The organism is Sphingopyxis bauzanensis (assembly GCF_002205675.1).
Lineage (GTDB): Bacteria > Pseudomonadota > Alphaproteobacteria > Sphingomonadales > Sphingomonadaceae > Sphingopyxis > Sphingopyxis bauzanensis.
In genome coordinates this window covers 20,735-43,263 of record NZ_NISK01000003.1, presented here as the reverse complement: position 1 = coordinate 43,263, position 22,529 = coordinate 20,735, and the positions used below count along the sequence as shown (strand labels likewise).

General features: G+C 63.8%; 12 protein-coding genes and 1 tRNA gene. 5 read left to right on the top strand and 8 right to left on the bottom strand.

Annotated elements, in window-relative coordinates; genetic code table 11:
* Positions 1-168: 168 nt before the first annotated feature.
* From CDQ92_RS11510 to CDQ92_RS11495, 4 genes are all read right to left on the bottom strand, one after another.
* Positions 169-588 carry a nuclear transport factor 2 family protein gene (locus CDQ92_RS11510; RefSeq protein WP_088441580.1) on the bottom strand — a complete coding sequence of 140 codons (420 nt, stop codon included), beginning with the start codon at positions 586-588 and terminating at the stop codon, positions 169-171.
* A 2-nt stretch (positions 589-590) separates the two neighbouring features.
* Positions 591-1,085 carry a nuclear transport factor 2 family protein gene (locus tag CDQ92_RS11505; protein WP_088441579.1) on the bottom strand — a complete coding sequence of 165 codons (495 nt, stop codon included), beginning with the start codon at positions 1,083-1,085 and terminating at the stop codon, positions 591-593.
* Between the two features lie 58 nt (positions 1,086-1,143).
* The gene (locus CDQ92_RS11500; protein ID WP_088441578.1) at positions 1,144-1,728 is read right to left on the bottom strand and encodes a hypothetical protein; all 585 of its coding nucleotides are present in this window, start codon (positions 1,726-1,728) and stop codon (positions 1,144-1,146) included.
* A gap of 80 nt (positions 1,729-1,808) precedes the next feature.
* Positions 1,809-2,486: a nitroreductase gene (locus tag CDQ92_RS11495; protein ID WP_088441577.1), complete on the bottom strand. Its 678-nt coding sequence runs from the start codon at positions 2,484-2,486 to the stop codon at positions 1,809-1,811.
* 128 nt (positions 2,487-2,614) lie between these two features.
* Between CDQ92_RS11495 and CDQ92_RS11490 the strand changes: the two genes are divergently transcribed.
* Complete coding sequence (locus CDQ92_RS11490; RefSeq protein WP_229667417.1) at positions 2,615-3,043, top strand: MarR family winged helix-turn-helix transcriptional regulator; 429 nt, start codon at positions 2,615-2,617, stop codon at positions 3,041-3,043.
* 10 nt (positions 3,044-3,053) lie between these two features.
* Here the strand turns inward: CDQ92_RS11490 and CDQ92_RS11485 are convergent, their stop codons facing one another.
* From CDQ92_RS11485 to CDQ92_RS11480, 3 genes are all read right to left on the bottom strand, one after another.
* Positions 3,054-3,416 (bottom strand): DUF1330 domain-containing protein, encoded by a 363-nt coding sequence (locus CDQ92_RS11485; protein WP_088441576.1) that lies wholly within the window; start codon positions 3,414-3,416, stop codon positions 3,054-3,056.
* A 70-nt stretch (positions 3,417-3,486) separates the two neighbouring features.
* Positions 3,487-3,645 carry a hypothetical protein gene (locus tag CDQ92_RS21165; protein ID WP_158213833.1) on the bottom strand — a complete coding sequence of 53 codons (159 nt, stop codon included), beginning with the start codon at positions 3,643-3,645 and terminating at the stop codon, positions 3,487-3,489.
* 465 nt (positions 3,646-4,110) lie between these two features.
* A tRNA-Leu gene (locus CDQ92_RS11480) sits at positions 4,111-4,195 on the bottom strand.
* A gap of 770 nt (positions 4,196-4,965) precedes the next feature.
* Here CDQ92_RS11480 and CDQ92_RS11475 point away from each other — a divergent pair.
* The 4 genes from CDQ92_RS11475 to CDQ92_RS11460 all read left to right on the top strand — a co-directional run bounded on the left by CDQ92_RS11475 (position 4,966) and on the right by CDQ92_RS11460 (position 21,076).
* Positions 4,966-5,955 carry a hypothetical protein gene (locus CDQ92_RS11475; protein WP_088441575.1) on the top strand — a complete coding sequence of 330 codons (990 nt, stop codon included), beginning with the start codon at positions 4,966-4,968 and terminating at the stop codon, positions 5,953-5,955.
* A 794-nt stretch (positions 5,956-6,749) separates the two neighbouring features.
* The gene (locus CDQ92_RS11470) at positions 6,750-7,217 is read left to right on the top strand and encodes a T6SS effector amidase Tae4 family protein (protein WP_088441574.1); all 468 of its coding nucleotides are present in this window, start codon (positions 6,750-6,752) and stop codon (positions 7,215-7,217) included.
* A gap of 150 nt (positions 7,218-7,367) precedes the next feature.
* Positions 7,368-15,077, top strand: coding sequence for a hypothetical protein (locus tag CDQ92_RS11465; RefSeq protein ID WP_088441573.1), 7,710 nt, complete (start codon positions 7,368-7,370; stop codon positions 15,075-15,077).
* Positions 15,074-21,076, top strand: a complete 6,003-nt coding sequence (locus CDQ92_RS11460; RefSeq protein ID WP_088441572.1) for a hypothetical protein — start codon at positions 15,074-15,076, stop codon at positions 21,074-21,076. The genes CDQ92_RS11465 and CDQ92_RS11460 overlap by 4 nt, the downstream gene beginning before the upstream one ends.
* A gap of 508 nt (positions 21,077-21,584) precedes the next feature.
* Here CDQ92_RS11460 and CDQ92_RS11455 read toward each other — a convergent pair.
* On the bottom strand, positions 21,585-22,505 hold the full coding sequence (locus tag CDQ92_RS11455) for a HEPN domain-containing protein (protein WP_088441571.1): 921 nt from the start codon (positions 22,503-22,505) through the stop codon (positions 21,585-21,587).
* Positions 22,506-22,529 lie beyond the last annotated feature (24 nt).

The following is a 22,529-nucleotide window of genomic DNA, read 5'->3' as shown; positions in this document are numbered from 1 at the left end:
CCACGATCAAGCAGGTTCCGCGAAGGCTTATCCTACGCGAACTCTCGACAGTCGGTGCTCATCTTCAGTGCAATTGAACCTAGCAGCGCCCCGAATAGTTGTCAATGAAACGTTTCATTTTTTTCATATTTTGATGGCAGCAAGCCTATATCGCCGTTCTGCTTTGATTTATGCGCCTACCAACTTCTTGCCGAACAAGGATATTTCCAGCTCGGTCGGATCCAGAAATTCGACCAGTTCCGAAAACCCCTCGTTCGCCGCACGAAAATAGAAGCCGTAATAAGGCTGCTCATAAGGGCCGTGGATACCCGCACCTTTGCCCGATGCCCGCACAAATGCCTGATCACCGTCGACGAGTATGTGCGACACCCGCATTCGCGGACGTTCGGTGAAATTCGACAGGAGCGGCGCCAGACGGGTGAGGATATCGTCAGGACCGTAATAGACGCCGGAGGCCTCGGTCTTTCCGATCAGCGTGTAATTCCCGTCGACGTTGAGCATTCGGTAGCAATCTTCGAAGCGTCCCGCCTCGTTATGCTCGATAAACCGATCAACGAGTGCACGCGTCTTTTCGGTCGTTTCCGACATGACTAGGTCCTTTCCCGGCCTTGGCCCGCCTCGCGTCCGCGCGCAGAGCGACGGCCAGCCCCCTTTAAAATATCCTCGGAGCTCTCCGCTGCGACGAGCGCCTTGCCGTAGAGCGCGACCTCGAGCTGGACTGTATCGAGATATTCGACGATCTCCGAAAACCCGTCGCCCTCGACCCGCAGGAAATAACCGTAATAGGGCTGTTCGTAGCGGCCATAGGCTCCCGCGCCGACTCCGGTGGCGCGCAGAAACGCCTTGTCGCCGTCGATCACGATGTCAGACACCTTGATCTTCGGCAACTCGGTGAAGCCCGACAATTTGGGCGCCAGGCGCGTGAAGATATCGTCCAGCCCGTCATAGGTACCGGACGCCGGCGTCTGCCCTGTCATGACAAAGCGTCCGTCCGGATTGAGCAGCCGATACGCCTCCTCGAAGCGTTGCGCCTCGAGATGGTCGATGAACCGCGCCACCAGCGCGCGGGTCTTGTCCTTGGACATCTATCACTCCCGGTCGGGGCGCCGGCGGCTCGCCAGCCATGCGCATCGTGGCCTCAGATCAGCTTGGCTCAGGAACCTTGTCGAGCAGCGGAAGCAGGATTTCGCGGCAATCCTCGATAGTGATCAGCTCGTCAGGCGGGCATATACGGAAGCTTCCACCGCCAACCCAGATATTCTCGCCAATCAGGCGGCCGTCATCGGTATAGTCCCACACCATGATGCGATCGGTCGTCTGGATGAAGATATCGTCAAGTTCCTTGCTGCCGACGGGCGCACCGAAGTGCAGCGCGACCGCGCCCGGCATGAAGATCTGAAAGGTCGCGCGAGAGGAAAAGCCTCGATCGTCGACGCGCAGCACTTCATCCTCGAACATCATGACACACGCGTTGATCTTGACCATCGAGGAATAGAGCGCCTCAACCCTTTCCCGTCCCTTGAACTGGATCGGCATGCCGCCGGCATACATCAGGTATTCGGGCTCTTCGATCGTCAATTCCGGCGCTAATATGTCTTCATACATGCCGCAAACCTCGAAGATCGCGTGGCGGCGATAGTTGATCAGAATCTTGCGATGCTTCGGATTGGTGACGGTCCTGAGTAGGTCGTCGGCGGCCTTCGTCAGCAGTCGGATGTCGTATTTCATTTTACTCTCTCCCAGTCGCGACCTAGCGAATAATCAATGAATCGTTTCATACACCAAATCCGACGTCTGTCGTCGTCGATTCAGCTGTGGAGCGTCACGTTCTCCTCGATCGGCGCCCGGTCAATCCGGTAACTGGCACCCTGCGACTCCAGATCGGGGTATCCGAAGGAAATACCGAACAGCATCTTGAGTTTCGGATCCACGCCCAGCACCTCGCGGATCGTCCCGGCGAAGAAGCCGAGTAGGGTCTGCGGGCATCCTTGAAGACCGTGCGCAGTCAGCGACAACAGGAAGGTCTGGCCGTACATGCCGACATCGCTCGCGATCCGGACGCTGTCGTAAAAGGGCGGCAGGAATAGGAAGCAAGCGTGCGGCGCGCCGAAAAATTCGAGATTGCGTAGCAGCGCCATCCGCCGGTCGTCCGTCGCCTCCCGCGCCACGCCGATCGACTTGTAATATTGATCAGCCTGGCGGACTTGCCGGTCACTGTACGCTCCGTAGAGCTCGTCATAACCAAACGGATAATCCGGCGTCATCCGGCCCTCGGCCTCGGCAGCGAGGAGCGCTTCGCTCACTCGGTCGCGTGCCGCGCCCGACACGATATGAACGTCCCAAGGCTGGATATTTGCGTTAGAAGGAGATCGCTGAGCATCGTCCAGAACCGCATGGATCACATCTCCCGGGACGGGGTCGGCGCGGTAGGTTCGAGCCGAATAGCGCTCGCGCACGACATCATGGAAAGTTTTTGTCTTAGACACGTAAAGATGCTCCGCTTTTTGCGTTCAGGCAGGAGAATCGACCCTTCCCGCCGAGGATGGACATTGCCTAGTGCACTAGATAAACGGGCGCAAGATCATTTTTGAAACGTTTCATTCGGAGAGTGAGATTGCGTCATGAGCTGAATAAGCAGTTGTCATTCGCGCTTTATGGCGCTGCGAACCGGCTGGCGCGCATGCACAAACCGTTTCTCGATCCGATTGGCCTCACCTTTCCGCAATATCTGGTGATGCTCGAGCTTTTGGGCGGCGGACCGCGATCGGTCGGCGAACTGGGCACGAAGCTGGGCATGGACACGGGCACCATCACCCCCATACTTAAACGCTTGGAAAGGTCGAAGCTGATCGCCAAGCGGCGCGACGCCCTGGACGAACGGCGCGTAGTGGTCGATTTGGCGCCCGACGGAAAGGCGCTGCGCGAGGGAATTTGGGCTGTGCCCGACAAGATAATGACCGCCTGCCGCTTGGCCGAGGAAAAGACCAATGAGCTGCGCGACGCCCTCGATCGCGTCGGCCGACTAAACGGCGATCGACCATAGCGCGTGCCAGCTATTCCGCGGGTGGCAACCTGCTCTTGTGAACAGCTCCGTTGATATCACCATCGGGCCCGACGACATAGTCCCCACCCAATGCGTCGACGAACATGATCTGGGATTCGGAAGTCTCCATTCGGAGCTTTTTGAGCGGCGCATAATCCTCGCCGTCATAAAAGGCTTGGGCGGCGGCCCGCGATTCGAACTCCAGCATGACCATCCGCCGGACACCGAGCTCGCCTTCGAGCGGATATACCGCTCCGCCCCTCACGATGTAGCGGCCGCCATGACGCGCGATGATCGCGGGCACCTTTTCCAGATAGTCTGCAAAGCGCTCCGGATCGGTAACGGCTACATTTCCGAACAAATAGCATTTCATGTCAGGCCTCCTTTTCGGACACGAGCTTTGCAGCGTGAAGCAAAAAGTGATGAAGTAAAATTGAAACGTTTCAAATTAACGCATCGGCGTCTTCTGGGAAAGCGTCTTTATCGTGGTAACCACCGCGTTCGGCAAAGCAACCACTTCGCTCCCGGTCGTCGACGAGATAAGGCTTGGCCCCTTTCACGGCTACGGGATCCCGCGCATCGCACTCCGGTTCGCGGAACATGAAGCCACCGATGCTCCGTGCGGTGCATATTGAGCGGTCTCGGTAACTTCCGGGAATTTGGCGCGGGAGGCTTCGCCGGTGCGGTGCCCTGCCGGCCAGACGTTTTATCCGCTGCGGTCCTCTCGCCCGCCTCGATCCCGCGACCCGCTGCTGACCAAGCCTTGGGGAGATTGGATATCAATCAGGCCGGCCGGTTGCGGACACAGACATATAATCGCGATGACCAGTTTGCGGCGACAGTTCCGAGCCCGGGAACGTCGGCTATCAGGCGCTTTGCCGATAGTCCGCTTCACGCTCCGTGACCGACAGCTTTTGACAGGAGCAGCCGTTCGCGCGCCAGCTGGCAACGACTGGGTTTGGTCGTCCGCCGTAGTTCGTACCGACAATTGCGACCGGCAACTATCTGCACTGGCGATCTTGAAACCTGCCAGTCTCCTTCCGGCCTAAGAGCCATCGTTATTGAGATGGTGCGGGCGGTGGGAATCGAACCCACACTCCTCTCGGAACTGGATTTTGAATCCAGCGCGTCTACCAATTTCACCACGCCCGCAGACCACAATCTCGCCGCGGTAGCCCTGCCCCACTCTGGCTTACACAGAGTTGGGCGTGCCTATCGAAAACGGCCGATCTGAACTTTGTAAGTTACTGATTTTACGCGCTAAAAAGGCGCGATTAGTCTCTATATCTCCCACTCTTTAAACATTCTGAGTGCGGCGAGACTTCCGTATAACATTGATAACACTGCATGTTTTTGACTACAACCGCAAACTGTGTAAGAATTTGTGTAAGTTTGGGTCCTTAGAGTGTCTGCTTTGCACCCCAATTGTCGGCGTAGACCGATCGCGCGGTTGGATACGAAACCCGCCGTTCGTTCGTCTTCGGATGCCTGGATTGCGCCTGACTGACTTTGGGACTTTCCGGCCATTTAGCATTGTGCCGCTCAATGGCAGCTTCTCTCAGGACCAGACATTTTGAACTTGATTGCGCTCGCCGCAGGATATGAGCGAGGCTAGGCGCTTACGGATCGGCAGTCCTTGGCCGCTCAGGTGTGGAACGATATAGCCGCGTTCGTTTAACAGCTCTGACTGGCCGTTTGCCGAACGATTGGATTGCAGCGCTAATTGTGGGAAAGTCGCGTTGCCGGACGTCGCTGAGCATTTGGCGCCGCCGATTGCTTGCGGACGCGAGAATAACCCAACGGTGCGAAGCGAGCCGGGCGAGCGTTTGGCGCGTGACGTTACCGTGTAAATCCTTAGTGTGTTTCGCGGAAGACCGGCGAACCAGACCTTTCGGTGCGCTCAGTGTCGATCGGGGGGAATCATGAACGCACCAGAACCGGAGCGCAAAGAGAGTGTCGGTAGCTTGCTGACACTCGACAGCATCATAGCCGCGGCGCGGAGGGCTGATCCCAACTTCCGTTATGCGATTGTCGCCGCAGGCCTGGTCGCTGTCGTAGCCATCATTGTGAAGTTCGGGGTGAGCTACGCCACCCTAATATTTGGGGTGATCGCGCTAGTCGGCCTCATGGTGCTGTTCGTAGTGTTTGCCCAGATTCCGAAGCTGCGAAGAGCATCGCTCGACCTCCCAGCTCGGGTGCTGGTGTGGACTATCCTACTCGCGGTGATCGCATTCGTGGCCTTGCTGACCACGTCGACCTTCTTCAACTGGCCGTTGCCGTTCAGCGATGGCATTGCGCGAGGCTTGGTTTCTGCCGCCGAACTTCGGGAAGAGCGTCAGATCGGTCCGAGCGGGGCAGGAAATTCCACGGAGACGCCCCGGGCCGAAAATGGGAGTGCACCCGCCGAAGAGGACATCAAACCGATCGACGCCACGACAAAGACGCTTATCGTTCAGGACGTAACCGACGCCTATAAGCAGGTCGGTTGGCAGATCGCCTTCATCAACAACTGGGGGCAACCTCCGACGCGGCAGACGCTGCGCGTGGTGAGTAAGCAACTCGTCGGGACATCACAGGACGGTCGCGTTGTCGGCACACCTGTTGATCCCGATGAATTGCCGGCACCACAATATTATGGCTCCCAGACGATTGCAGGCCTCGGGCAGGAGGCTGGGCCGAGGGTCGCGAGCTTTTATGCCGCTTACGGCCAATACCGCGCCGCGTTGAAACGGCTAAACGAAGGCCCGGTAGACTTCCTTGCAGAGTTCACAAACGTGTCGGTGTCGGGCAACGAGGTAATGAAGCGCGGAAGGGAGGCGCTTTGCGCTCTTGGCAAAACGCCCCCAGTGCTGTTCCCACAAGGCGGCTTTCTCGAACCTGTTCCACCAAATTGCGATGGGCTTCAGAACTAGAATCAGGATGGACTCACGGGCGAATATTCAGGCCGCAAGCATAGCGCCAGATGGCAGGTCTTTGAGCTGCTTGAAGCACGCTGAACTGCTGCAATGGGGCGCATCCCCGTCTGGCGGCCGAATAAAGGGCGATTGACCGATCCCCGCAGGAGCGGACATTGCGTTTGTCGCCACCGCATCTCCGATAAAGCAAGGCTGACCGCTTTGCGGTGGCACCGTTGACCTATCCCACGTGGCCTCGCGAGATCGGCTGGAACCCGCACAAAGCCGTGCTTAACCGAGGGGCCTAGGCTGGTTTTGGGTGGGAAGGACGGGTGCGCATGATAGCACTCGGGTTATCAGGTTGAACCTTAACGAAAGAGCCTGACGAACGGTTGAGTGCTTCCTCAATTTAATGACGAGTTCTCGCTCCTCCGGCGCTGGCGTGCCTCCCGTCTGTAATGTAACGCTATGTCGGAGCATCACCATGGGATAGAAACGGCATACGGGCGCCCGTCGGAGTCGTTACTGCTCGATCATTCTCCGCGCGCAAAGTATTCGGTGGCGATGGGCAACAGCAGGTATGCAGAGTACAGAAGGGAGCGGTGAAACGGAACTTTCCATCCTGACGAAGCGGCAGCGATAATTGCGCCGTTTCAGTGACCACAGACATGGACGCCGCCGGATTGGATCGCGTTCGAAGAGATCAGCGCGAGCATGGCGGCACTGGCAAGAAGCGGCGCCGGTCTGGGACTAGCGGAGCGGCCGGGGATCTCAGCCCGACCTTTTACTGAAATCGTCGAAGGAGGAAAATCATGCCGATCAGTTTTAAGTCTTTGAAAGACGCCTATCCGATCCAGCCCAAGCCGGATCTCTTCACCGCGCTTGGCGGAGAATGGCCAACGCTGGTCGACAACCCTGCATATGCTAACACGTGCGCGATCCGCCTTTCGGTGGCCCTAAAAGGGGCAGGCTCGGCTATTCCAGGCAAATACAAGGAGGCGATCGAGGGCGATGGCTCGCCCATCGTCGTCAAGGTGAAGACGTTCCGCGATCTTGTCATCGAGCTGTTCGGAAAGTCGTACTGGGGCATGAGCAAGAGTCCGGGAACGCCCGTCGGACTTGGCACGATTCCAAAACGAAGCGGCATTCTGGTCTATCACGCGGCATGGAAGGACGCGACCGGGCACTTCGACCTCTGGACTGGAACAGGCTTCGTGGGCGCCGGCAATTTCCAAGATGTCGCCGATGGATATGACCTGGAATTGTGGGCAATCGATTGACGCGTAGCTCCGATCATCGCGACTTAAGGCAAGCCACGTCGGCTGCCGATCTCTCGCTCGAGGTGACGACTGATCAATCGCCTTGATGGTCGCTCGATTTCAAGTCGCACTCACGTAACCGAACTGTAGCAGCGCGGAGAGGCTCGAGACATGCTGTATTTCAAGCTCTTCGGCCGCTTCATCTGGGAGGGCGGCCAGGAATTTGCGGGCTGCTTCGAAATATTCGCGCAGCCCGAGCCAGAATATCCCGCCGCGCTGTGCGTGCGCTGGCTGCCCGTAGAGGGCGAAGCACCACCTGTCCAAACGACTCCGCTCGCCGATCTGACAGCTGCCGCGCTGGAGGCGGTCAAGAACGGCAAGGCATTTGCCCTGTCGCTGGGCAAAGCGTCGCCGCATCGCCTCGTCATCCCCGGCGCCGCGATCATCGAACATTATGGCTACGCGAACAATGGCACCCGGGAGCTTTCCCTACGCTGGATCCTCGCGCGCAGCTTCACCCAAGGCAAGACGGTCTGTCACAGCGCCATCATCCTCGGCGACGCTCCGGCGAAAGGTCTTGGTCACGGCCTAGGTTTCCAGCTCGCCATCCCGACACCGGCGCCCCATGGCGTCATCGACAAGATCTCCAGCAACGCCTTTCCGTTCCGCGTTCACTATCAGGGCGCCCGCCTCGCGGCGGACGAACAGAAGCTGCCCGCCCGTGGCGTGGCGGCGGGGGCCGAAGGTGCTGCGTCGCAGTGCGAGTGGCTCGATCTCACGACGCTCGATTCCGATCTGTTCCCCTCGCATATCCTCGGCGAGTTCGGCTTTTGTCCGTTCAACGGCGGCAAGGAATATCTGCACTTCCCGCGCGGAGCCGACAGCAATCGGGCCAAATTGCGCGCGGCGCTCTGGCCGACCGATGCCAACCGCTACGCCAGGGAGACGCTCGGGCTGTTCGCGGCCGGCTCTACCGACCTCGTCAACAAGCTCCAGCTGTCGGCGGTGTTCGACCTCCCGCAAGCCTATCAGAGCATCGGCTTCGGGCGCCGCGACACGCTCGGCCGGACCTATTTCCGATCAGCTTTCAGGGCCGTCAAAGCCCCGGCCGGGGTCCCCGGCGGGGACCTACGCATCATCGACGGCGTCATCAAGCCGCTCGATCCCTTCGGCGTCGGCGACTGCTTGGAGAATAGTCAGGCGCAAGGCTGGACCTTTCTCGATCTCATCACCGAATATCGGATCGACCAGGACGAGATGGAAGCCGTTGCTTATGGTGAGCGCGAGGCCACCGGCTTCGCCGCCATCCGGCTCGGTGTCGAACACAAGGTCGCTGCCGCAAACGGGCAAGGAGCGTGGCAGCTGCGAAGCGGCGAGTTCCAGCAGGTCGGGGGTCAGGTCGATACCGATGGCAACCCGATCTTCAATAATGTCGCTGTCCATAAGCTGATCGAGCTCGGGCTGCGCGCGACGCGCATGCCGCGCCTGGGTGTCGACATATTGGCTCCGCTCGAGCCCGCCAATGGCCTGCCCGACATGGTCCTGGCGAGCGCCGGCCAGCAACGGTTCGCCCTGGCCGCCGATCTTCCCTTCCGGCTGACCCGGCGCCAGCTACCCCAGACCGACCCGGTCCAGATCGTCGACGAGATAGGCTGCGACATCCGTCCGGTTGCGCGCAAACGCTGGCCGCTCGTCGAACTCGGCCTGCGGCGATGGGATTATGATGCGGACCGGGCGCTTGAACCCGATCCCGGTCCGATCCGGATATCGTTCACACTGCCGGGAATTGATATCGCGGGCCCGGCGGACAGGAGCCTGTTCCGGGCCGCGCTGCTCGCCGACCGCGACATCGGCGATCCCGATCGTGTCGGCGTGATCAGCCTGGACCTCGGCGTCGACCCCAAGGGGACGCCGGGCGCGGCGTTCGTCGGACGCCTCGGCGGTCTGGGTCTGGCCGCGGCGCAGGTCTCCCTGGCCCTGGCGGGGCCCGCCAAAAATGCAGGGCATTGGCGATTTCGACCCGGGCGAATCAGCGAGACCGGCGGCGGGGAAGCAGAGCTGCTCGCCGGCCCCAACGATTTTCTCCTCAATCTGGCGCTCAATGCGATCGAGCCGATCGGGGTCGATATCGCCTGGGGCGATCGCACCGGTCGACCCCGCCCGCTGCTGCTGCGCGACGGGGAGCGTGGCGGCGCGCCTGCCCGCTACATCCTCTCGCTGCGCGACCAGGTGACGCGCGACGACGACCGCCGCCTGACCGCCGAGATCCTCGACGGTACCGCAGTTGCCACGCTGCAAAGCGAAGAGGCCGACGCGTCCCCGACCGGCTCCGCCGCCGCCCGCTACATCCTGCTCTCCGAACAGCCTTTCTCGGTCATGCGGTTCGAGGCGCAGAGCCTCGATGCGCGCGGTGACGCCGGCAATCTCGTCGTCGCCAGCTATGACAGCGACACGCGGCAATGGTCGCTGCGCATGACGAGCCGTCGCTATCGCTACAGCCTGCCGCCGCAGGGTGTCGGCGAGAGCATGGACAAGCCGCGCCGGCTCGCGCTTCTCGACCCCGACGACGGCGCGACCGCCAGCACGCCGCAGGCGGCGGGAGAGCGTGACGGCGATGGCTACCTCCAGCGCCATGCCGTTGATTATCGGCTGACCGCGCCCGCCGATCTGTGGATCGAGCCGAGCGATCTCGACCGCAATTTCTACCTGCCCGAATGGGCGAGCTACGACATCTTCCGCCAGCGCGGCGATCTGGGCACCGGCGCCGCGCTCGCCGGCCTGCGCGCCGAGTTTCTCTATGGCCTCGGGGTCAGCGTCGACCCCGCGCTCGAAAAGGGCGCTGCTGCGACCGCCCGGGTCGCCGAGATCGAGGCGTTGCTCGGCCGGCCGGTCCGGAAAGGCGAGCAGACCGCCGACAATCGGGGGTGGGTCCGGAAGTGGAACCGCCTGGCCGACGCCATCGCCCACCGCCCCGAGCGGCTCGAGCTGTGGATGCGCGACGCGGGCGCTGCCCAGCCTTTCGTTCCGGCCCGGTTCGAGCGCGGCGCACGCTTCGCTCTCCGCGCCCGTGCCGCCTTCCGGTCGCCTTTCCCGACACCGTTCGACGATGCCGAGCTCCATCCCCGCCTTTCGCCGCACGGGCTGCCGGGCGGCGTGCTCTGGCCGATCGAGGCGCGCGCCTTCTGCCGCGAGTTCCTCGACCGCCCCGATTCCACCGGCGGCACCATCGAGCGGATCGCCTTGGCGCCCCATGGCGGCGACGCCGATTTCCGCGCCGAATTCCTGAATGGCCTGCTCGCGGTGATCGCCGAGGTGCGCGCCGGCCGGGTCCAGCGCCAGCGGGTCGAGATCATCGGCCGGATCGGCGCCTTCTGGAATCGCGCCAAACATGTCGTGATCTATGAGCGGACGGTCAGCCCCAGCCCGCAATTCACCCCCGATGACGGTATCGGCGCTACCAGCCGACGGCCGGTGCTGCGCAAGGTCGAGGAATTTGTCGAGCTGCTCGAACCCGAGCGCTTCTATCCCGACGGCCCGGCCGGCTCCGAGGCGATGGCAGGCTTCCTCCATGCGGTGCGCTTCAACAGCCGGCGGATTCATGTCGACAGCGCCTGGAGCGAGGATGTCGGCCGCTCGGGCTGGCAGATCCCGTTGTGGAACCGGCGCAGCGCCCAGCGGCGGCCCTCAGTCTATCCGCAGCCCGACATCGCCTTCGTAACCCATGCCGAGGGCGATGAGGACCGACCGCTGGTCGCCCAGCAATGTCTCGATCCCGAGAATCTCTATTTCTACTCGGACGCCAAGGCGCCCGATGCCGATACCGACCGCTGGGCGCCGGTGCTCAGCGTCGACTGGGTGAACCTGCCAGCCCCGACCGCGCGGCAGCAGCCCGACCTCGATGGCCCGGCCCGCGACGGCGAGACCAAGCTGCCCAGCGCGCCGCGCATCCCGCGCGGCTATCGCCGCTTCACCTGGCGGCTCGCACCGGCGTCGAGGCGCACCCGCCTCAATGCCGGGCGCGCGGGCCAGCCGCTTTATGCCGCGCTCGATACTCTGACCTTCAGCCGCGCCGTCGCGCCCGAGCAGCCCGAGCGCGCGAACGAACTGTCAGGATGGCTCGCCGAAGTCAGCAAGCAGGCGCGCCCCGATCGGGGCATCGGCGCCGAGCTGCAGACGCTCGGCACCGCTGTCCGCACCGGCGACCGCGACCGCATCCTGGCGGCAGCCGACACCTTCAAGGGGAGGATCGACCAGGTCGACCCCCGCCGCTTCAAGCTCGAAAAGCTCGATCCGCTGCGCGATCTCGCGACAACCCAGACGCCGCTATGCCATAAGCTGATCAACGATTTCGCCGCCGGCCTCGAGCGCAAGAAACTGCTGTTGATGGCCGAGCTTCGCGCCTGGCTGGAACAGGCGGAAGCGATCTCGGCGCCGCTGCCCGGCGATACGCGCGACGCGTGGATCAGGAGTGTCGTTGCCGAGATCATGGGCGAGATCGCGCCCGCGCTCGGCGATCTCCAGGCCGATATCGGTCGGGTCGAGACCGACGTCGCCAATGCCGGGGCGATCGTCGCACAATTCGAGGCCGAGCTCTTCACGCTGTTCGACAGCGCGAAGCGCAAGCTCGACGAGACAAGGCAGGCCTATGTCGACGGCAAGCCCTGGTCGCCCGCGCGCATCGAGAGCTACCACAAAAAGCTTGAAGCCGGACGCGATGCCCTGATCGGCGACCTCAGCGCCGCGGTCAGCGAGGTCCGCTCCCGTCTTTCGACCGAGCTCGGCCGTGTGTCCAACGGGATCACCACCGCGATCGGGACCCTGCTCGAGGAGATCGCCGGCGGCGAGGCCGCGATCCACCGCGCGACGGGCGACGCCGAGAGCGCGGCGCTCGACGTCCTCGCCGACATCGGCTCGGCCTATGCCAGGCAGCTCGCCACCGCCAATGACGCGCTCAAGACCGCGATCGAAGCGATCAGGGCCAAGCCGGGCCATGACGACATAGTAGCACAGCTCGAGGCGATGGGCATCGAGTTCGGTACGGCGGCAAGGGTGCTCGACGCGAAGCTCGGCGAGCTTGCCAGCGACGTCCGCGCCGGCCGGCTCGATCTGAGCGGCCTGATCGCGACCGCCTTCAAGGATCTTCAGGCCCTCGTCTTGCCCGTCGCCGACCGGGGCGATGCCATTGCCGCCGAGCTCTTACCCGTCGCCGAAACGCTGAAGGAAGAGCCGGATTTGCGCGCCGCGGTGCTGGCAACCCGCCTTGCAATCAAGACGCTCGCCGCCGAGCTACGCGGCCTGCTCGATCAGGCCGCGAGCGCGCAGGTCGGCGTGCTGCTGATGGTCGGCAAGGCCGAAAGCGCGGCGCTGCAACTGCTCGGCGAACTGCGCCGCGGTTTCGCCGCGCAGGTCAACGCTGCACGAGAGCGATACAGGACGGCGGTCGTAGCCATCGCGAAGGTGGAGGCCTATGAGGCAACAGCGCGCAAGCTCGAGGCGATCGCGGACGCCTTCCAGAAGGCTGCCCGCCCGGTGGAGGACAAGCTCCTCACGCTCGAAACCGAGGTCAGGGCCGGCCGCCTCGCGCTAAACGGGCTGACCACCGCGGCATTCGCCGAGATTGGCGGCCTGACCAGCGTGCTTGCCGGGGAGGCGACCGCCATCGCCACCCAGCTCGACGCGATCGCCGCCGAGCTCGCCACCGAAACCGAACTCAGCGGCCTGGTCGAGCTGAGCCGCACCGCCACCACCGCGCTGGCCGGTGGGATCGACGCGCTGCTCGCGGATATCGGACGATGGGTCGAGGGCCCGGAATGCCTTTACGAGGCGCTGAGCGTCCAGATCGATCGCGCGCTCGCTGCGGCTCGGCGCTGCGCCGGCGGTGCCTTCGCCCGGATCGACGCGGCCAGGACGCAGATAGACAGCCAGTTCAACCAGCTGAAGGAGAAGGTCAAACCCGAGTTCGTCGACAATGTCCTCACCCGCAAGATCGTCGTCCCGGCGTTCGACGCGGTGATCTCAGAAGCCGAGTTCGAACGTCTCCGGGGCGACCTCGTCCGCGCGCGGGCGCGAGTGACCGAAGCGGTGGAAGGGATCGAAGCCCGGATGTCGCAGATCGATGAGCTGGCCGCTGCCGAGCTAAAGGCCTGGCAGGACGAGGCCGGCAAGGTCTGCGATGCACTGGGCGCCGGCGTCACGGCCATTCATGCCGCGCTCGACGCCGCCGCCGAACAAGCGCTTGCGAAATTGCAGCATTATCTGGGCCTCGCCGACGCCATCAAGGGCGCGATCGACGACGCACAAGAGCTTGGCAGGCTGATCGGCGCCGCCGAACGTGACTTCAAGCAGCTGACCGGCGCCATCGACAGCGCCCGCGTCCAAGCCGAAGCCTACGTCGATCGCGTGCTCGACGTGGCCGGCAACATCACCAGCGGCGGCATCGCCGCGGTCCCGAACAATCTGCTGCGCCTCTATGCCGCCGCCGCGTCGGCGCCGGCGCTCCCCAATCTCGACTTCGCGCGGGAGCGGCTCGGCTATTATTATGACAGCGTCCGCTCGGTCATCGACACGACCAAGGCCGAAGCCTGGTTCGGCCGGCTCGGATCGGAGCTCAAGGCGCTCGGCCTCAGCCTGCCGTTCGAGCGGATCGGTGAGGGCCTGATCCCCGACGACCTGTCCAAGCTCGACATCAGCAAGGTCTTCCGCAACTTCGGCGGCATCGACCTGTCGGGCCTCTTCCGCGGCTACCGCCTGCCCGAAGGTGCCGGTGACGCGATCCGGGTCACCCATGCCTTCGATCCCAAACAAGCGCGCGCCTGGGTCCAGATCGATATCAACCTCGCGATCCCGGGGCGCAAGGCACTGTTCTCGATGGGGCCGTTCACCCTCGACTTCGTCAACAGCCGGCTCGCCGCAACTGTGCGTCTCGAGGCCTCGAAGGACAGCGCCAAGGTCGAACAGACTGGCCGGGCGGCGCTCACCACCACGGTGGACTCGGTCGTGTCCGGCCAGTCGATGGTCGCCCTCCAGGACATGGTCGTGCGCTTCGAGCAGGGCGGCGGATTGAAGGTCGACCTCGACCCCAAGAAGATCAAGCTCAACCCTGCGTTCAAGTTCATCCAGGAGACGCTCGGATCGCTGTTCCCCGACGAGGTCGGCGGACTGAAGCTGATCAAGCAGAACGGCGTGCCCATCGGCGTCGAGCATGAATTCTCGATGCCCCCGATCAGCCTGATGGCCGGCACCAGCGGCGTCAGCAACATCGCGATCTCGAACCGCTTCGCGCTGGTCGCCTTCCCCGACTTCATGATCACCAACCGTTTCGCACTGAGCCGGCCGGAGCTGCCCTTCCTGTTCACGATCTTCGTGATCGGGGGCTCGGGCTATATCAGCGTCGATTGCGACTATCGGCCCTTCACTAATGAGCTGACCGTCACGGTCGAGGCGGCGGCCGGGGGCTCGGCGGCGCTCGGCTTCGCGCTCGGCCCGATCTCGGGCAGCGTGTTCGTGTCGCTGAGCGTGGCGCTCGCCTATCGCAAGCAGCTCGGCCGGCCGGGCGGCGGCCTCCGGGTCTCGATCGAGCTGCTTATCGCGGGCCGAGTCGATGTAGCGGGGCTCGCAACGGTCAATCTCGCGCTGCTGCTCCGCATGCAATATCATGAGAATGGCCGGATCGACGGCATCGGCACCGTCTCGGTGTCGATCCGCATCTCGCGCTTCTACACCTATAAATATCGCACCAACGCCAATTACTCGCTTCGCAACGGCGGTGGCGGTGGCAGCAGCACGCGCGCGGCCCCCGCCGCGCTCGGCTTCGCACCATCGGTCGCGCCGAGCAAGAAAGCGATGAACCGAGCGGCCCGTATCCTGCAGGCGAGAGCATGACCATCAAGCCCATCATCACCGTCAGCGCGAACGAAGAACCGCGCCGGGACATTGCGCCTGCGGGCCTCGCCCTGAGCGTCCAGCTCAACATCGAACTGCGCGATCCGGTCCCGCCCGAGGACGACCCCAGGGCGCCGTTCCAGGCATTCCTGGCGGCGCTGCCGGGCCTTCCCTTCGCCGCCTATGCGCGCGCGGAAGGCGCTACCCAGATCACCCTTCTCGATCCTACGTGGCTCGGCGGCATCGGTCTTGCTCCCGGCGGCGCCGCGGCGTCGGTCATGGATTGGCTCGCCCAGCCGACCATCAAGAAAAAGCAGGGACCTTTATGGCACGCCGAACGTCCCGCCGATGGCGAGCTGGGAGGCGATCCCACATTGCTCTCGGCCGGCCAGCGGCTTTCGGGCTCGCAGACCTGGCCGGCGCCCTTGCCGCACGAGGCCGGACTGACCCGCCTTGTAGAGTTCGTCTCCGCATGGCCGGCGGCCCCGGCCCAGCTCTATATTGTACCGTTCCTGCCCGATGCTCCCGCGGCACCGCCGCCGGCTCTCGACGTCATCGCGCTCGATGGCGATGTCGTCCAGGTTCTGCAGACCACCGCCGCCTGGGGCGAGGTCACCTTCGAGATCGCGGCGGCCGATAATCTGCCCGCCGGCCTTCCGCTGATCGACCCCGCCAGTGGCTTCCTCAAGCTCGACAAGGACAGCCTCAAGCTGGTCGCCCTCATCCGCGCGATCCGCCAGCGATCGGGCTCGCTGTTCTGGCTGGCGCCGCACCTCGCCGGCGCGCCCTCGGGCCGCGACGACGAACGGGGCCAGCGCATCATCTGGCGCGCGATGAATAGCCTGTGCACCCTGCTCGATCCGCTGTTCCTCACCCTCGCAATGCCCGGGACGCCAAGGCGCGAGGGCCCGCTCCTAGGCGCGATCCTCGCGGAAGTCCCCAAGCACGCAAGCGCTGCGGCGCCCCCCACCGCGGCGCAGGCGCAAGCCTTTATCGACACGGTCAGGCAATGGGTACGAGGCCATTCGGCGATCGGCGATGAGGCCGCGCGGGGCGTCTTTGTCGATCTCCTCGAAGGCCTGCTCGATCATCCCGGCTTAACCGGCCTGCTCAAGGTGAGCGCCGCCGATGTGGCCAAATGGAACGCCCAATATCTGTCCGATCAGGCCGAGATCCTGCCGGCCTTGCTGCGGCTCTTCATCACCGGCGCCGACTGGCCGAAGGATGTCGATCTCGATGCCCTCGAAGCGCGGGTCAACCAGGAATTGGCCAAGCTGATCGGACAGATGGGCAGCGAGGACGGCTTCGAAGCCGCTATCCTGCGCGCCTTTCGCACCTTCGATGTGCTGGCCGATGCGGCGAAGGCGCTGGTCGATGACAGCGCCGAGCGACGCGATGCGCTTCTCGACGCGCTCGCCGCGCACTTTGCCGAGGGCTATAACGCGCTTGAGGCCGCCCGTCAGGCGCAAGGCAGCCTGTTCGCCCATTTGCTGCTCGTCGCCCATCCTGCCGCCACGTCCGTCGACCTCGGCCAGCATTTGCGCGAAAGCCGCTGGTTCGCCAACCGGCTGCGCATCGACACCAATCCTGGCATTCTCGCACCGCTGCTCGATTATGTGCCATGCCTGACGGATGGACCGATGCCCGATGTCGCCAGCCTGGCGACACGGTTGAGCGAGGTTTATGCCGAGGCCTGTATCGAGATTGGTGCCGACCATGGCGCGCGCCGGCGGTTCATCCCCGATACTCATCCCGTCGACCTTGCGATCCGGCTGCCGATCGGGGAGGAGGAGGAGGCGCGCCGCTTCGGCGAGGCCTATGACGGGGTCGGCCTACTCGTGAAGCGGGCTGACCAGGCCCAATGGGCCCATGTCAACCTGACCCGGTTCAAGGTCGGCACCGCGCTCAGCCCGGTCGCGATCCTGCCGGTGCAGCCCGCAGCGGTCGATGGCGAATATCAGCTGGCCCATGACTATAAGGGCAAGGCGGCCGCGTTCGCGCCGGCGACGCCGGCGGGCGAGGATGACAGCTACCCCCCCTATTTCACCGCATCGGCGTTCGATGACGAGGACGAGACCGCCGATAATGACTGGCCAGCGGGCTATGCCCTGCCCTGCGCTTATGCTTATGGCCAACCACTCGATGCCGCCGCCTTCGCGATCAGCCGCGGCGGCGTCCTGCCGGCCGGTGTGTCGCAAGGCGATATTACCAAGGACGGCCATTTGTTCCCACGGGCCGATCCCGACCCCGGCCCTTACGCGGTACATTATCCCGTCAGCCGGACCACCGGGATCGGCCGAACGGTCATCGAACGTCTCAAGGCTAAACCCGACGCCGTTGATGCGTTCGCGCCGCCGCGCGGGCTGATCCAGCCGCTGACCGCCGACTATCCGCGCCAGGCGCTGACCGCTTCCGACGGCGCGCCGCGCTGGCTCGACATCCTGCGCGCGTCCGATGGTACCGGCACGATCCTTCTGCCCGAACGGGACGGGGAAAGGGTCGACGTCAAGCTGCGTGATGTTCGCGCCCAAGGCGGCGCCATCACGCTCGCCCTCGCACAGGATCCGCAAGTCCAGGGGCTGCCCGGTCAATCGATCAAGCTCCCGTCCGGAATGCCGGCGATGGGCGACACGCTCGATATTGCGATCAGGCGCGACGGAAAAGACTATGTCCTCGAGGCGGGCGGAGAAACGGAAATCTTTTCGTGCGACCCGACCACCCCGTCATGGCTGCGCGTCGCACTGACGGCAGCAGCCGAGGAAACGGCGTCGCTGGTGCTTGCCGATCCGCAGGGCGCTGCCGCCGGAAAGCCGGGCGGCGGCATCAGCGCATCGCGCGAGGCGGTCGAGGACCTTCTAATATTGCGGCCCGATGCCAATGTCTGGAACAAAGGTTTCGCGACCGAGACGCAGGTCGCGATCCTGCCGCCGTCGATGGGGCCTGAGGACTTCGACCGGTGGCTCGCCAATGTCGATCTCAAGAAGAGCGCCGCTGCGGGCACCGACGGCAAACGCGTCGATGCCTTTATCGAGGAGCTTCTGGCGACCCGCGAGGCACTAGCCGCCGGCCCCGATGAGGAACCCAGCTACGATGCGCTGGTCAAGCTGTTCGAAACCTATACCGGCGTCCTGCCCGATCTCGCCGTCGACAGGCTGATCGTCGAGCTGAGTCTGGTCGACGCGCTCGATGAGGCAGCCTGGGTCAAGCCTCTCATCGTCGAGCCGCTATCTATCCCCAGCCTCGGCGCGCTGCTCGAGGCGATAAAATACAGACAGGGCCGGCTCGACGAGAGCTTTGCCGCGCTCGCCAAAGCGCGCCGGATCGGCATCAGGATCGAAAGCTCGAGCGCCGAGACCGCCGAACTTGTCGTGAGCGGGTCGCAGCTGGTCGCGCGCATTCCCGAAGGCTGCGTGGCGCGCCTCTCGATCCGTCCCGCGGTCAGCGGTGCGCATTTCGAGGGCACAACGCCGGTCATCGTCGAGGGGCTGCAGCAACATGCCGTCGGCCGGCTTGCCGATGGCAGCTGGCTGTTCGACGGCGCGGCGCTGACCGTCGAAGTAATGGATAGTCATCAAGCGGTGACCGACGCCGACCTCGTCGACCTCACCAACAAGGGTCTCGCGGTCGAGGCGGCCCCGCGCTCGCGGCGCTACGAGCTCACCCTGGATCCCGAGGCCAACCAACTGTGGCGACATCTCAGCAGAGCCGAGATCGCCACTCAGCGCTGGCGGCCGCTCGGCCGGCCGATCTACAGCTGGTTCAATCCCCATGACAGCCAGCAGGGCATCATAAAGACGGGCCATGACATCCTGCGCCTTCGCCGCTCCGACCCTGTCATCCGCTTCGAGGCCGAGGCCTTCGAAGGCGACGACACCCAAAGCGAAGGGGTACGCCTCGATCCGCTCGGCGCCAGGACGTCGCTCCACAGCGGCGCCTGGGACGCGCCTTCCGCGACCATCTTCCGCCACCGCCTCACCCTGTTCGGTCGCTATGCCGGCGCGCTCAACGATCACAAGGTCAACCAGGGATGGCCGGTGGTCGCCGCCTTACCCCGACGCGATGACTGGATCCGTGTCGCGGTGCTTGGTGACCGGTCGCGCATCCAGGTGGCCCGACCGCAGCTGCGCCTCCTGATGCCGCTCAACCGCGCGTCCGAGGACGGCGGGACCCCGCCGATCTTGGCGATGCTGGCCGAGCCTCCTTTTGCACATGGCGGCCTCGCCGACCGGATCGGCACCGGCGTTTCGACCAGCACCGGTTACGCGATGAAGAAACCACCGTCGGCTGACGGGACTGTCCCCTCCGACACAGGCGAAGAGCCGCGCCAGCTCTCGGTATATGACCTGCGCGCGGAGATCGGCGGCGACCCCCAGCTGACCTATCATGCGCTCGAGCAGCATCTCGCGCAGCGCGTCTATCTCGAGGCCGATGGCCCGATCGGGCTCACCTTCGACCGCGACAATGGCACCGCCTCGGCTTTTCCCAACTCAGCCTGGGCGCTGTCGCCCCGATTGCTGGGCGGTCCGCACGATCATGACTGGCAGGAGCATTTCCTCGGCGTCAGCATGCGCCGCTATCTCGATCCACATTGGCTCGCGGGCGATCTTCCGGCTGTCGTGCCCAGCGCCAGCGCGAGCTTCGCATTCTCGGAGACGCGCTGGATCGAGGTTCGGGAATCGGCGCAGCTGAGCTGCGGCGGGAACGTGGCGCGCTTCACCCGCTCGCCGACGGACTGGCTCGTCGAGATCTTCCCCCAGGCGATCCTGCCGGAAGACGCGCATGAGAAACCGATCCCGATGAATCGCTTCGGTCGCGACGTCGAGGGGATCGGGCTGCTCCATCAACCGCTCGACAAGGAGAGCGCGGTGCTGTCTGTCTTCGCGCTGCAGGCCGAGGGCGCCATGCCGCGTCTGCTCGGCAGCATCCAGTGGCGCGCCGATGCGACGGCCAAGGGCACGATCGACCTCGTCTACACGGGGAGCGATGCCGCCCCGGAGGGTGTCTTCCACAGCGCCCCGACGACCGCCAGCCTTCCGACCAGCTGCGAATGGACCCGGACGGGACGCGACAGCGCCGTCGTGCTCGGCAGTGTCGAGAAGAGCGCGGCCGCCGCCGGCTATTTAGCCGAACGCCTGACGATCGAGCCGCGCCCGAAGCAGGAGGGCGGCTCGCGGGTAACCGCCGTCGCGCCGGACAAGGCCGAGCTTTGGCTGCGTCCATCGCAGCATGACGCGGCCAATCCGATCTACCTACAGCGCTGCCTGGCCCTGCTGCAGACCGAGCTGATGGCGGGCAAAGGCCGGGCGCTTGAGCTGTTCAGCGGTCCGACCGCCGCGACCCTGCTGTTCGGCAAGGACATAAGCCTTCCGGCGCCGACCGGTGAGGCCCGGGTCCGCGTCGTCGAGCTCGAGATGCCGGCCCGGCCGGTCACCTCGGGCGATGACGTCCAGATCGACCTCAGGGCGCCCGCGTTCAATCTCGGGGAAAGCGGCCGGAGCGACGCTAAGACTGTGCTCCTGCTGATCAGGCCTTCAGCGGAAAACAGGGAAGCTGGCGGCTACAGCCTGCCGCTGACCATCGCGGCGAAAAAGGCCAGCTTCAGCTACACCCTCGACTTTCCCGCCAACAAGGCGCCGCAGCAAATCCTTGTGTTGCAAGGCGAGAGTGCCGGCCGGGCCTGGTATGTCGATCAGTTGGGCGCATTGAGCAAGCCGCTGGCCGGCGCCGCGGGCGCCGCGCCGTCGACCGACGCGGTCAGCATCGTCATCGGCCACACGCCGACGCCCTGGTGGGGCGACGTATCGGTCCTGACCCTGCCCAAGGACGAGGCCGACTATGCCGGACCGCACGCGGTGCCGCTCGACTTCGACTGGCTGTTCGGCAATGCCGACGTCCAGTTCGAGACCGCGCTCACCCATGCGGCGCTGCGCGACCTAGCCGGCGCCCAGGCACGGATTATCACCGTCTCGCCGCCCATCCGACGCCTGAGAGAGGTCTGATCATGGCGCGTAGGAGAACGCATCCGATACCCCCCGTCCGTTTCGGATCGGCGCGGTTAACGATTAACCCCATAATTGGCTTTCCGCTTGGCATGTTGCCTTCGGGAAGGGCACGATCGTCGCTTTTCTTCAAGACGCCTCCCTCTGGCTGAAGCGCCAGTATCTCTGAGGAAGACCGCGCGCTTCTCTGCAGCTTGAAGTCAAACAGGTGGTACCAGCGCTACGAGCCCTTACAGTCCTCGACATCTTTGAGGTACGTGACGAGCGCCTGCGCACTTTCATCGCTGTCGACTGAGCGCAGTGCCAACCCAAAAGATTTTCGTCATGAATGCCGTACCCTTATCCGTTGCCAATGACGGGTTTTAGCGGGAGCGGACCTTTAATCGCCTACTGCCAAACGACGTATTCTGGGTCGTCAGCCGTAGTTCGTACCGGCAATTGCGACCGGCAACAATATCGGCGGTCAGCGTACCCAGGGTTTCCATATCATCCAACTTGCATTCCTTCTCTATTCGGCGGCGCGGTCCGCACTGCCGAGCGCCGCGGTATGATCGCGGCAAATCTTATCTACGAGGCCTTCGAGCACCGCGACGCGGTCGCCGATCCAGCCCAGCTCCTCGGCAGTTATTTTGTAGTGAGGCGAGTAGCGCGAATCCACATACGCCAGCCGCAAAAGTTCAAAACAGCGGCGGCCGAACTTTGCGTCACGCGGCCACGCCTCAACCAGCGGAGGGGCGATCTGCTCGCACTGCGAGCGCAAGAAGTTGAGCCGGTGCGACTTGGGGCTGTAGAGCGACAGCACGAGCAATGTGCAATGATACAACCGCTCGGTCGCCTGGTGGTAGTTAAACGCGGCTTCGTTGAAATTGCCGCGTTCAACCAAAAACTTTGCCGAGGCAGCAAATGCCGCTGCACTTTCGAACCACGTATCGAAATGCTTCTGCGCCTCGATCCGCGCCTCGTCGGGCGGGAGATTACGCGGCTGCGCAAACTCATACCCTTCGGCTTCATATAGCGCGATGCCCTGCTCGACGATATCGATAAAGAAAGGGCGCCCGCGCTCAAGTTGCGCGTTCATATCCTTGAGCGAGTGCACGATGAAGCTGACCGGCGCGGTGAGAGTCCGATTTATCGTGACCTCGCGCATGAGCCGATCTTCGGCGGCCGACCAATGCTCAAACTCGGCTAGCCGCTCATAGTTGACGACGACCAAAATATCGTAGTCAGACTGGTAGCCGCCGATCGGATCATCGACCCAGTCGCCGCGCGCATAGCTGCCGTAGAGCACGATCTTGAAGATGCGGCCCTTGCGATTCCAATCCGCGTTGCCCCGAGCATGTGTGATTTCAAATTCCTCGAACAGGATGCGTACCACATCCGCGAGCTCGCGCTGCTTGGATGGCGGAACATGATCGAGGCCGGTTCGCATGGTCACATCCTTAGAAAGGCGGTG